The organism is Mesorhizobium sp. 1M-11 (assembly GCF_001303895.1).
GTDB lineage: Bacteria > Pseudomonadota > Alphaproteobacteria > Rhizobiales > Rhizobiaceae > Mesorhizobium.
This window is the reverse complement of sequence record NZ_LJSD01000009.1, coordinates 44,961-56,715: the sequence shown is the minus strand read 5'-3', so window position 1 is coordinate 56,715 and position 11,755 is coordinate 44,961. Positions and strand designations below refer to the sequence as shown.

At 63.7% G+C, this 11,755-nt stretch carries 10 protein-coding genes; 7 read left to right on the top strand and 3 right to left on the bottom strand.

Going from position 1 to position 11,755, the window contains the following annotated elements; translation table 11 throughout:
- Positions 1 to 23 precede the first annotated feature (23 nt).
- The gene (locus tag AO692_RS03305) at positions 24 to 794 is read right to left on the bottom strand and encodes a hypothetical protein (RefSeq protein ID WP_152979698.1); all 771 of its coding nucleotides are present in this window, start codon (positions 792 to 794) and stop codon (positions 24 to 26) included.
- 379 nt (positions 795 to 1,173) lie between these two features.
- Between AO692_RS03305 and AO692_RS03300 the strand changes: the two genes are divergently transcribed.
- The 6 genes from AO692_RS03300 to AO692_RS03275 all read left to right on the top strand — a co-directional run bounded on the left by AO692_RS03300 (position 1,174) and on the right by AO692_RS03275 (position 10,090).
- Entirely contained in the window at positions 1,174 to 1,776 is a 603-nt protein-coding gene (locus AO692_RS03300) for an ANTAR domain-containing response regulator (protein WP_054308615.1), read from the top strand.
- The gene (locus tag AO692_RS03295) at positions 1,773 to 3,011 is read left to right on the top strand and encodes a CmpA/NrtA family ABC transporter substrate-binding protein (protein ID WP_054308614.1); all 1,239 of its coding nucleotides are present in this window, start codon (positions 1,773 to 1,775) and stop codon (positions 3,009 to 3,011) included. Before AO692_RS03300 ends, AO692_RS03295 begins: the two co-directional genes overlap by 4 nt.
- Before the next feature lie 332 nt (positions 3,012 to 3,343).
- Positions 3,344 to 4,639: a nitrate/nitrite transporter gene (locus AO692_RS03290; protein WP_054308613.1), complete on the top strand. Its 1,296-nt coding sequence runs from the start codon at positions 3,344 to 3,346 to the stop codon at positions 4,637 to 4,639.
- A gap of 14 nt (positions 4,640 to 4,653) precedes the next feature.
- Positions 4,654 to 7,104, top strand: a complete 2,451-nt coding sequence (gene nirB / locus AO692_RS03285; RefSeq protein WP_054308612.1) for a nitrite reductase large subunit NirB — start codon at positions 4,654 to 4,656, stop codon at positions 7,102 to 7,104.
- A gap of 5 nt (positions 7,105 to 7,109) precedes the next feature.
- Positions 7,110 to 7,439, top strand: coding sequence for a nitrite reductase small subunit NirD (nirD, locus tag AO692_RS03280; RefSeq protein WP_054308611.1), 330 nt, complete (start codon positions 7,110 to 7,112; stop codon positions 7,437 to 7,439).
- A gap of 8 nt (positions 7,440 to 7,447) precedes the next feature.
- A complete protein-coding gene (locus AO692_RS03275; protein ID WP_054308610.1) occupies positions 7,448 to 10,090 on the top strand; it encodes a nitrate reductase in 2,643 nt (880 codons plus the stop codon).
- Positions 10,091 to 10,155: 65 nt separating this feature from the next.
- On the opposite strand, the gene AO692_RS03270 is transcribed toward AO692_RS03275, so the two are convergent.
- A complete protein-coding gene (locus AO692_RS03270; RefSeq protein ID WP_152979697.1) occupies positions 10,156 to 10,359 on the bottom strand; it encodes a hypothetical protein in 204 nt (67 codons plus the stop codon).
- Between the two features lie 227 nt (positions 10,360 to 10,586).
- Positions 10,587 to 11,003: a hypothetical protein gene (locus AO692_RS03265; protein ID WP_054308608.1), complete on the bottom strand. Its 417-nt coding sequence runs from the start codon at positions 11,001 to 11,003 to the stop codon at positions 10,587 to 10,589.
- 256 nt (positions 11,004 to 11,259) lie between these two features.
- Between AO692_RS03265 and AO692_RS03260 the strand changes: the two genes are divergently transcribed.
- Complete coding sequence (locus AO692_RS03260) at positions 11,260 to 11,706, top strand: DMT family transporter (protein ID WP_054308607.1); 447 nt, start codon at positions 11,260 to 11,262, stop codon at positions 11,704 to 11,706.
- The last annotated feature ends 49 nt before the right edge of the window (positions 11,707 to 11,755 follow it).

Genomic DNA, 11,755 nt, shown 5'->3' with positions numbered 1-11,755 from the left:
CTCGCTTCGGAAGATCGGCTTGTTCATTGTCGACCGTACTTGTCCAGGTGCTCCCACATGAACCAGTAGCCCGGGTTCTCGTGGACAAGGATTTCCAGGCTTCGGCTCAGCGCGCGCATGCACTCGCCGACAAAATGCTCCTGTGTCGAAGAGTTCCTCGGGTCTATGACATCGAGAATGAGGATATCCGGCCGCTGCAACGAGGCGGGACCGACGCTGACCACCACTGATTGGGCAAGGTAACACAGCTTTGCCCAGCCGATTGTGACGTGCAGTTCCGCGTCATAGAAACGGATCGGAGCAGTTTCTCCGTATTTCCTGAACAGATCAAAGAGCACGAACAGATGTGTGCCGTTGCGCATCTCCTTGACGATGCTTGCAAGGATGCGCCTTTGATCGGTGTGATAGATGGATACCTCCCTTCGGCTCAGCTGGTTCAGGTATTTCCAGAACAGCCCCTCGCTTTCTCCCCAGTCGTCCCCGCGAAATGCGATGAACCTGGATTCGTCGGGAAGCTGAAACGCGATGGACGTGAATGTCGCGACATAGTTCCCCCAGTGCGGGCAGACGAAGGTTGCGGAGCGTCCCGTGGCGGACAGAGGTTTCAGCGCTGCAACCAGCCGCCCCGTTTCGCTGCTTCGCCCGAGATCTCCAAGCGTCAATCGTGGGTTGCGAACGGTTTCATCGTTGGCCGCCAACTGCCGTTCCATGTCGCGCCTCGACCCGCCCAGGGTCAGGTTCGAGTTGGTCACGGAGCGGAGGTAATCCTGAAGACGTTTTTGGATCGCTTCCATCGAAGTCTGGAACAACCCCCCTGGATCTCGCGCTGGCAAGCGACAATAATCACGCTATGCTTTTTCGCGATTTTCTCGGGCCTGGCATAGTCACATATTTTCTCAGCCGGTAAGCGATGGCGAGTGGTGGCTATCGGGATTGATGAAAACCGTGCTGTCATGGCAGAGGGCAGGTTCGCCCGACTGATCGCGACTGAGTATTGATCGGCAGCAAGGATAATCGCTCCGCGCCGGCTCATGACTTGCAATTCGCGGTTGTTTTCGGCAGGCGACCCATGGTTGGGTTGGCCTGTGCCGGATGGCGTGAATCGCCAAAGCGCCTGTGAGCGCCTTCTTCTATTTTTGTTGCATTGCAGCAAATGCGCGGCAAAAGTGGCGCATGCTCGCCAGCGCGCTCCGCATCCTTGTCATCGATGAGAACCGCATCCGCGCGGCGATCATCGAGGCCGGGCTGCGCGAGGCCGGCCATGCCGAGGTCACGCTTGTCGACGACGTCACCGGCATCGCCGCCCGCATCGCGGCGCTTCAGCCGGACGTCATCGTCATCGATATCGAGAATCCCAACCGCGACATGCTGGAGAACATGTTCCAGCTGTCGCGCGCGGTGAAGCGGCCCATCGCCATGTTCGTCGATCGTTCCGACACCGCCTCGATCGAGGCGGCGGTGGATGCCGGCGTGTCCGCCTATGTCGTCGACGGGCTGAAGAAGGAGAGGGTGAAGCCGATCCTCGACATGGCGATCAGCCGCTTCAATGCGTTTTCGCGGATGGAACGCGAACTCGAGGAAGCGCGCACCGAACTGGAGAGCCGCAAGACCGTCGAGCGCGCCAAGGGCATCCTCATGAAATCGCGCGGGCTCTCCGAGCAGGAAGCCTACGCCCTGCTGCGAAAGACCGCGATGAACCAGAACCGCAAGATCGGTGACGTGGCGCAGAGCCTTGTCACCGCCGCGGGCCTGCTGGGCGCTGGAGACGATCAATGAGCCGGAGCCATCAGATATCCGCGGGTTTCCTGCCGCTGCTCGACAGCGCCGTGCTGGTTGTCGCACGCGAACTGGGCTTCGCGGCCGACGAAGGCATCGATCTTCATCTCACCCGGGAGAATTCCTGGGCAAGCATCCGCGACCGCCTGGCCGTCGGCCATTTCAACGTCGCGCATATGCTGGCGCCGATGCCGATCGCCTGCAATCTCGGCCTGACACCGCTCGCTGCGCGCACCATCGCGCCGATGGCGCTGGGCCTCGGCGGCAATGCGGTCACCGTCTCGCGTGCGCTCTGGGACGAGATGCTGGCCCAGGACGCTGCGTCGGATTTGGATCCCCGCTCCACCGGGGCATCGCTGGCTGCCGTCGTCGCGCGCCGAAAGGCCACCGACGGGGCGCCGCTGCGCTTCGGCGTCGTGCATCCGCATTCCGGCCATAACTACGAATTGCGTTACTGGTTTGCCGCCTGCGGCGTCGATCCCGAGCGCGATATCGAGATCGTCATCGTGCCGCCGTCCTTCATGGCCGATGCGCTCGGCGCCCGGCGCATTGACGGCTATTGCGTCGGCGAACCCTGGAACACGGCGGCGGTCGCCAAAGGCGTTGGCCGCATCGTCACCACCAAGGCCGGGATCTGGCGCTCCAGTCCGGAAAAGGTGCTGGGTGTTGCGGCTGAGTGGGCCGAGGAACAGCCCGAGGCATTGTCGGCGTTGTTACGGGCGCTCTACCGTGCCGCCGCCTGGTGTGGCGACAGCGGCAACCATGGCGAACTCGCGGAACTGATGGCGAGGCCGGCCTTTGTCGACTGCCCCGCCGAATGGCTGAAGCCGGCGCTCACCGGGCTGATCCGCACCGGCGACGGCGGCGAGGTCGCGACGCAGGATTTCTTCCTGCCGCACGCCAAGGCCGCCACCTTTCCGTGGAAGAGCCATGCGCTCTGGTTCTACAGCCAGATGGTCCGCTGGGGCCAGGTCGAGGCGGCCCCTGCCAACGAAGCCGCCGCGCGCGAATCCTATCGCCCTGATCTCTATCGGCAGGCCCTGCGTGATCTCGGCGTGGCGCTGCCTGGAGCCAATGCCAAGGTCGAAGGCGCGCTCGTGACGGAAACGCCTGTCGGTTCGGCAGGCGCCAGCCTGGTGCTCGGGCCTGATGGTTTCTTCGACGGACAGGTGTTCGATCCCGATCGCGTCGAGGCCTATATCCGCAGTCAGCTTCCTGTCGGGTTGAAAACGTAGGCAGTCTTTCGCGCTGCATCATTTTTGTGCATTGCGAGATGCCGTCTGCCGGAAGTTTTGCCAGTGCTGACAGATGATCATTTTGGCTGAAGCACGGATCGACATTGATTTTGTTGCATAAAACGCTGTCATCTGAAACTGGCACGCATCCTGCTTCGTAACAAGTGAGGCCCAGGGCTGGGCCACGAATTCTGCGTCCAATGACGGGCGCACCAGGCAAGGCTGCCGTTCAGGTCACCACGCGCTCCCGGATGTACGGACGCGGGCGGCCTGTTCGGCAGCCTTTTTTGTTTTCAACCGCACGGCGGCGATTGCCGAATACGGAGCGAAGAATGAGCGTATCTTTCCGACAGGGCCGGGACCCGGCAGCCACGCATGCACTGACCCTATCCACGCTGTCGTTCACGGTGTGCTTTGCCGTGTGGACGATCTTTTCCATCATCGGCATCCGCATCAAGCAGGAGCTCGGGCTTTCCGAGACCGAATTCGGCCTTCTCGTCGGCACGCCGATCCTCTCCGGTTCGCTTGTCCGGATCGTGCTTGGCGTGTGGACCGATCGTTTCGGCGGCCGCCTGGTCTATACGGCCACCATGCTGGCGGCCGCACTCGCAACGTTCCTGCTGGCTTTCGCCCAGACCTATCCGCAGATGCTGGTCGCGGCCCTCGGCGTTGGCCTGGCGGGCGGTTCCTTCGCCGTCGGCGTCGCCTATGTCTCGCGCTTCTTCCCGCCCGAGAGGCAGGGCACGGCGCTCGGCATCTTCGGCGTCGGCAATGTCGGTGCCGCGGTCACGAAGTTCCTGGCGCCCTTCGTCATGCTGGCGCTTGGCTGGCAGGACGTGGCGATCATCTGGGCCTGCATGCTCGGCTTCATGGCATGCATCTTCTGGTTCGCGACCGAGGATGATCCGGTGATCCGCCAGCGCCGCATCACCGGCGCCGGCCAGCCACGCAGCTTCCTTTCCGAATTCCAGCCGTTGAAGGATGTCCGTGTCTGGCGCTTCGCGCTCTATTATTTCTTCGTCTTCGGCGGTTTCGTCGCGCTGGCGCTCTGGCTGCCGCGCTACCTGATCGGCGTCTACGGCTTCGACATCGCCACGGCCGGCATGGTCGGCGCGGCCTACTCGATCCCGGCTTCGATCTTCCGCGCCTATGGCGGCGTGCTGTCGGACAGGATCGGCGCGCGTATGGTGCTCTACTGGACCTTTGTCGTCTCGGCGGTGTGCTGCGCGGTGCTGGCTTTGCCTGCGGCCGATTTCACGGTGCGTGGCATCAGCGATCCGGTTTCCTTCCATTTCGAGATCGGCTGGGTCGCCTTCATCGCCGTGGCCTTCGTGCTCGGCTTCTTCATGGCCGTCGGCAAGGCAGCGGTCTACAAGCACATCCCAGTCTACTATCCCGGCAATGTCGGCGCCGTCGGCGGCCTCGTCGGTATGATCGGCGGGCTCGGCGGCTTTTTCCTGCCCATTGCCTTCGGCGCGCTCAACGACCTGACCGATGTCTGGTCGAGCTGCTTCATGCTGCTTTTCGTCATCGTGGCCGCCTGCCTTGCATGGATGCACCTCGCCATCCTGCGCATGGAGCAGGCCCGCGCGCTGGCCGAACAGGCCGCCGTCTCGCCAGCCGAATAGCGGAGCCAGAAACCATGACAGAGAAACTCGTCATAATCGGCAACGGCATGGCCCCGGGACGCATGCTGGAACACCTGCTCGAAGCCGCACCCGATCGCTACCGGATCACCATCTTCAACGCCGAACCGCGCGTGAATTACGACCGCATCATGCTGTCGCCGGTCCTGTCGGGCGAGAAGGCGTACGAGGAGATCGTCATCCACGGCGACGGCTGGTACATCAAGCACGGCATAATGCTCTACAAGGGCCACAGGATCGTCGCCATCGATCGGGAAGCCCGGACCGTCACCTCCGACAAGGGTGTGACCGAGCCCTACGACAAACTTGTCATCGCCACCGGCTCCGTGCCTTTCATCATTCCGGTGCCCGGCAAGGATCTGCCCGGCGTGCTCTCCTACCGCGACCTCGACGATGTCGGCGCCATGCTTTTGGCCGCCCAGTCGCGCGACAAAGCGGTGGTGATCGGCGGCGGCCTGCTCGGGCTGGAAGCGGCGGCCGGCCTGAAGGAACGCGGCATGGATGTCACCGTGCTGCACGTCATGCCCACTTTGATGGAGCGCCAGCTCGACCCGGCCGCCGGCTATCTGCTGCAGAAGCAGCTGGAGGCGCGCGGCATCACGGTCAGGACCAAGGCGAACACCAGGCAGATCGTCGGCGACGGCAAGGTGCAGGGTGTCGAGCTCGACACCGGCGAGATCATCCCGGCCACGCTGGTGGTGATGGCCGTCGGCATAAGGCCGAATGTCGGCCTCGCCAGGGAAGCCGGGCTCGAGGTCAATCGCGGCATCGTCACCGACGACTGCATGCGGACCTCCGACCCGGACATCTTCGCGCTCGGTGAGTGCGTCGAGGTCGATGGCCGTGTCTACGGCCTTGTGGCGCCGCTCTACGAAATGGCCAAGGTCATGGCGGCCAAGCTTGCCGGTGCCGACCACCGGCGTTTCGTGCATTCCGACACGCCGACCAAGCTCAAGGTCACCGGCATCGACCTCTATTCGATCGGCGATTTCGCCGATGGCGAGGACCGCGAGGAGATCATCCTGCGCGATGCCGCGGCCGGCATCTACAAGCGCGTGATCCTGCAGGACAACAGGATCATCGGCACGGTGCTGTTCGGCGAGACCGCCGACGGCGCCTGGTTCAACGACCTCAAGAAGAAGGAAGTCGACATCTCCGAGATGCGCGACACGCTGATCTTCGGACAGGCCTTCCAGGGGGACGCTTCCGCGGACCCTTTGGCGGCCGTTGCGGCTCTGGCGGATGATGCGGAAATCTGCGGCTGCAACGGCGTCTGCAAGGGAAAGATCGTTTCCACGATCACCGAAAAGGGTCTGACGTCGCTGGACGACGTGCGTGCCCATACCAAGGCCTCGGCCTCGTGCGGGTCGTGCACGGGCCTGGTCGAGAAGGTCATGGCGCTGACGCTGGGCGATTCCTACAACCCGGCCGCCGTGCAGCCGATGTGCACCTGCACCGAGCTCGGCCATGACGAGGTGCGCCGGCTGATCAAGGCCAAGCGCCTGAAGACCATTCCGGCGGTGATGCAGGAGCTGGAGTGGAAGACCTCCTGCGGCTGCGCCAAATGCCGGCCGGCGCTCAACTACTATCTCGTCGCTGACTGGCCGGGCGACTATGCCGACGATTACCAGTCGCGCTTCATCAACGAGCGCGTCCACGCCAACATCCAGAAGGACGGCACCTATTCGGTGGTGCCGCGCATGTGGGGCGGTGTCACGTCGGCGGCGGAGCTGCGCGCCATCGCCGACGTCGTCGACAAGTTCGCGATTCCGACGGTGAAGGTCACAGGCGGCCAGCGCATCGACATGCTGGGCATCAGGAAGGAAGACCTGCCTGCGGTATGGGCCGATCTCGGTCAGGCCGGCTTCGTCTCCGGTCATGCCTATGCCAAGGGACTGCGCACGGTGAAGACCTGTGTCGGCACCGACTGGTGCCGTTTCGGCACGCAGGATTCGACCGGCCTCGGTATCCGCATCGAAAAGTTCATGTGGGGTTCGTGGACGCCGGCCAAGGTCAAGATGGCGGTCTCCGGCTGCCCGCGCAACTGCGCGGAGGCGACCTGCAAGGATGTCGGCGTGATCTGCGTCGACTCCGGCTACGAGATCCATTTCGCCGGTGCCGCCGGCCTCGACATCAAGGGCACGGAAGTGCTCGGCCTGGTTCGCACCGAGGATGAGGCGATGGAGGCAATCGTCGCGCTTGTACAGATGTATCGCGAACAGGCGCGGTATCTCGAACGCATCTACAAATGGGCAAAACGCATCGGCCTCGACGAGATCCGCCGCCAGATCATGGCCGATCCCGACAGGCGCAAGGCATATTTCGAACGCTTCGTCTTCAGCCAGAAATTCGCGCAGGTCGATCCGTGGTCGGAGCGTGTCTCGGGCAAGGACAAGCATGAGTTTCGGCCGATGGCAGAGACCGATTTCCAGCAGGCGGCGGAGTGAGCGGGATGAGCTGGCTGGACATCGGCACCATCGACGATATCCCGTTGCGCGGCGCGCGCTGCGTGAAGACGCCGAACGGCAGGATCGGTGTCTTCCGCACCCATGACGATCGCGTCTTCGCCATCGAGGATCACTGCCCGCACAAGGGCGGACCGCTCAGTCAGGGCATCGTGCACGGCGCCGCCGTGACGTGTCCGCTGCACAACTGGGTGTTTTCGCTCGAAACCGGCAAGGCGCTCGGCGCGGACGAGGGGGCGGTGAAGATCATCCCGGTGCGGGTCGAGGATGGGCGCATTTCGATCGCGCTCGGCGCAATGCTGCAGGCGGCGGAGTGACCATAGGTATGGGCGCTGAGGTGAACACGACCTGTCCCTATTGCGGGGTGGGTTGCGGCGTGCTGGCCAAGGCTGGCGAAACTTCCGTTCGCGGTGATCCCGACCATCCTGCCAATCGTGGCAAGCTGTGCTCTAAGGGTTCGGCGCTTGGTGAAACCATCGGTCTGGACGGACGGCTGCTTCATCCGGAAATCGCCGGCAGGCGGACAGATTGGGATATGGCACTCGACCGCGTCGCTCGGCAGTTCCAGGACACAATCGCCGAGCATGGGCCGGATTCGGTTGCCTTCTACATTTCCGGGCAATTGCTGACCGAGGACTATTACGTCGCCAATAAGCTGATGAAGGGTTTCATCGGTTCTGCCAACATCGACACCAACTCCCGGCTGTGCATGGCTTCGTCGGTCGCCGGCCACCGCCGCGCCTTCGGCGAGGACATCGTGCCCGGGATCTATGAGGATTTCGACGAAGCCGACCTAGTCGTGCTCACCGGGTCGAATACCGCCTGGTGCCACCCGATCCTCTACCAGCGCCTGTTGGCCGCGCGAAAAGTCCGCGGCACGCGTATCGTGGTGATCGATCCGCGACGTACCGCCACGGCCGATGAATGCGACCTGCATCTGGCGCTCGATCCCGGCACCGACGTGCTTCTGTTCAATGGGCTGCTCGCGCATCTGGCGCACGTCGGCGCACTGGACAGGGACTATATCGCCGCGAGCACGACAGGATTCGATCAGGCCGTGGCGTTGGCCGCCGCCGATGCACCCAGCGTGGAGCATGTGGCGAGGGGCTGCGGCCTGGCGCCGGCCGATGTCCGCTTTTTCTACGAGCTTTTCTCGGTCACGGAGCGGGTGGTCACCGTCTACAGCCAGGGCGTCAACCAGTCGGCGCATGGCACCGACAAGGTCAATGTCATCATCAATTGCCATCTGGCGACCGGGCGGATCGGCAGGCCCGGCGTGGGGCCTTTCTCCGTGACCGGCCAGCCGAACGCGATGGGTGGGCGCGAGGTGGGAGGCCTCGCCAACCAGCTTGCCGCCCACATGAATTTCGACAATGGGGCCGACGTCGACCGTGTCGCGCGCTTCTGGAATGCGCCGGAGATAGCGACCAGGCCCGGGCTGAAGGCGGTCGATATGTTCCGCGCGGTTGGGGATGGCCGGGTCAAGGCGCTCTGGATCATGGGCACCAACCCGGCTGTCTCCATGCCGGATGCCGGCCGCGTGCGCGCTGCGCTGAAGGCCTGCGATTTTGTCGTCGTCTCCGATGTGGCACGCACCGACACCACCCGCTTCGCCGACGTGCTTTTGCCTGCCGCCGCCTGGGGCGAGAAAGACGGCATGGTCACCAATTCCGAAAGGAGGCTTTCGCGTCAGCGGCCATTCCTGGCCATGCCGGGCGAGGCGCGGCCCGACTGGCGCATCGTCTGCGACATCGCTTCTCGCATGGGCTTCGGCGCAGCCTTCGATTTCGCCAATCCCGCCGCGATCTTCCGCGAGCACGCCGCACTTTCCGCTTTCGAGAACCAAGGCGAGCGGCTGTTCGACCTTGGCGCGCTGGCCGATATTGCCGACGCGGACTACGAGACGTTCGAGCCGCGTCACTGGCCGGTTGCGGGAAAGCCGGCCGGCCGGTTGCTGGCCGGCGGCCGGTTTCCGACCCCTGACGGACGCGCTCGTTTCGTCGCTGTGCGGCAGGAAGGCGTGGCGCTTGCCGTCACTGCCGAGCGTCCGCTCGCGCTCAATACCGGCCGGCTGCGTGACCAGTGGCACACCATGACGCGAACCGGCGCAGTGCCGCGCCTGATGGCGAACACGCCGGAGCCGATGCTCGACCTCAACCCGCGCGACGCGACAGCCAACGGGCTCGCCGATGGCGATCTCGCGCATCTGTCGACGCGTTATGGCTTTGCCCGTGCCAAGGTTCGCGTGACCGAGGCGCAGCGTCCGGGCCAGGCTTTCCTGCCCATGCACTGGAGCGGCCATTTCGCGGCCAATTCAGGGGCAGGGGCGCTGGCGACGCCGATCACCGATCCGCATTCCGGACAGCCGGAATTGAAGAACGTGCCGGTGCGCATCATGCGTGAAGAGGTCGCCTGGGCGGGCGCGCTGATGACGCGCCGCGACCTGAAGCCGACCGGTTTCGTGCACTGGAGCCGGCAGGCCGTTGCGGGCGGCTGGGTCTACGAACTCGGCGGCACCGAGACCCCGGACCAGGGCATTCTGCTGGCGCGCGGGCTGCTGGTCAGCCCCGACCATCTGGTCGAATACCGCGACCGCAAGGGCCTGACCTATCGGGCGGCGGCCGTCGATGAAAACGGCGCGATGGCCGAGGCGCTGCTGGTCGCCCCGAAGGGACAGTTGCCGGCGCGTGACTGGCTGGTTTCGCTGCTCGGCAGCCGGGCGCAACTCACCCTGGCCGACCGCCATGCGCTGCTGTCCGGTCGTTCGCCCGCCGCCACGCCGTCGGCTGGCCGCATCGTCTGCTCCTGCTTCAATGTCGGCGTGAACCAGTTGGCCAATGCCGTGGCCTCCGGCTGTCACAGCCTGGAGGCCGTCGGCAGGGAACTCGGCGCCGGAACCAGCTGCGGCTCCTGCCGTTCCGAGATCAGGGCGATCATCGATGCAGGTCGGATTCAGGCAGCCGAGTGATCCTCCGCTTTGCGCATTAGTTCACTGGGATTTGCTGGAAAGCAACTCGGGGAATTGCATCACGGTCAGAGCGAATTGGCCTCTTTCCTGATCAGCCCTGCAACGACCTGTTCGGCTTCCTGCAGGAGCGAGCGCAATTGGAATGGGCTGACAGTTTCGACCTGGTCCTGCATATCCAGGATGTTCAGATACAGTTCGACGGTACGCTCGTAGAGATGTGGAACGGCGTTCAACGGCCGCGCTTTGCTCACCAAGGTCAAATCAGACATTTCGATCATCCAGCCTTTGCTGCTGGCTCCAACGACGCAACTCTTTCGATACGTCCGATCGCCGAGCAAACGGCGTTAACTCATCCAAGATGGGAGAATCGGACCTGCCCAGGATAACCAAGGCAAACTGACATCATTCTGTCAGGAGGGTGCCGCCGTCGGTCCGGTCCATGACAAGAACAGCCCGCCCGATCATCGGGCGGGCTGTATCCCGAAGACCATCTGGATCAGCGGTTGGGGAAGTTCGAATCGTATCCCGCCGGATAGTAGCCGCCGTCACCGCCGCCACCGATGCGCCAGCCTTGCCCGGTGGCGACGCGCAGGCTCTGCGAAACGTCGCTCAACCTTGCCAGCAGTTCCCGCGAGCCGTCGCCGCGTGCAGCCTGGCCGCGGATGGAGCGGGCCTCGGAAGCCAGCGAGCCCGCCTTGGCCGCGTCGATCAGGTTGAGCTGGGCGGCATAGCGTATGCCCTGTTCCACGCCTTCGGCCTGGTTGAAGATCGCCCGGGCCATGCTGTTGTCGGGCAAGGCAATCGCATGGGCCGCTTTGCGCGCATGGCGTTCAGCGGCCAGTGCACCGTCGGCAACCGGAACCAGCGCGACAACGGAGGCAAGAATAAGTAGCCTGGAAGAAATGTGAGACATCTTTGTTCCTCGACAGATTTTGAACAAGCAACGTCCACTCCGCAGCCCGTTCAGCTGCAGGATCGTCTGGTTCCTCCTGTCGCGATTTTCCCTCCTCGCCGAAAGTTCCCGATCCACGGAAGGAATGCGGCTAAAAAGTGCGGGTTCCCCGCTACACGGAAATGTTACTGCCCGGTAACACAAGGCAGGAACCGGGTGGTCAGCCCCGCAGGATTTTTACAAAGTGATCGTGATTGCCCGACGATGGGAGAGCGACGTGACCCTTTTTTATCTGATTGCCGCATTCGGTCTGGGGGCATTGATCTCGATGCAGCCGCCGATCAACGCCCAGGCTGCCGCCATATTGGGAAGCCCTTTGCTGGCCGCCATCTGCTCGATCACGATCAGCCTGGTGCTCGTCTGCGTTGCCAGGGTCCTCCTGGATCAGACTTCGATCAGCTGGTCGCGCTTTGCAGAGCTACCCTGGTGGGTGCTGATCGGCGGGGCTGTCGGAGCGCTGTTCGTGATCGGCGCGCTTATGGTCGCGCCGAAGGTCGGTGTTGCGGCATTCTTTGTCTTTGTCGTGCTCGGCCAATTGACCGGGGCGGCCATCATCGACCAGGTCGCCGGCTTCGGCGTTCCGTCCAACCCGATCACCTGGCAGAGGGCGGCAGGCATCCTGCTTGTCTTCGCGGGAGCTGCCATGACGCAACTGCGCTTCTGATAGCGGCGCGGTGGCTGTTGTGAACCGCCTACCAGCCGCTTTTGCAGCG

Bases quoted from the DNA above. Each gene is read 5' to 3' on its own strand.
- AO692_RS03305 (WP_152979698.1), bottom strand. From the start codon at position 794: ATGGAAGCGATCCAAAAACGTCTTCAGGATTACCTCCGCTCCGTGACC.
- AO692_RS03300 (WP_054308615.1), top strand. From the start codon at position 1,174: ATGCTCGCCAGCGCGCTCCGCATCCTTGTCATCGATGAGAACCGCATC.
- AO692_RS03295 (WP_054308614.1), top strand. From the start codon at position 1,773: ATGAGCCGGAGCCATCAGATATCCGCGGGTTTCCTGCCGCTGCTCGAC.
- AO692_RS03290 (WP_054308613.1), top strand. From the start codon at position 3,344: ATGAGCGTATCTTTCCGACAGGGCCGGGACCCGGCAGCCACGCATGCA.
- nirB (WP_054308612.1), top strand. From the start codon at position 4,654: ATGACAGAGAAACTCGTCATAATCGGCAACGGCATGGCCCCGGGACGC.
- nirD (WP_054308611.1), top strand. From the start codon at position 7,110: ATGAGCTGGCTGGACATCGGCACCATCGACGATATCCCGTTGCGCGGC.
- AO692_RS03275 (WP_054308610.1), top strand. From the start codon at position 7,448: ATGGGCGCTGAGGTGAACACGACCTGTCCCTATTGCGGGGTGGGTTGC.
- AO692_RS03270 (WP_152979697.1), bottom strand. From the start codon at position 10,359: ATGTCTGATTTGACCTTGGTGAGCAAAGCGCGGCCGTTGAACGCCGTT.
- AO692_RS03265 (WP_054308608.1), bottom strand. From the start codon at position 11,003: ATGTCTCACATTTCTTCCAGGCTACTTATTCTTGCCTCCGTTGTCGCG.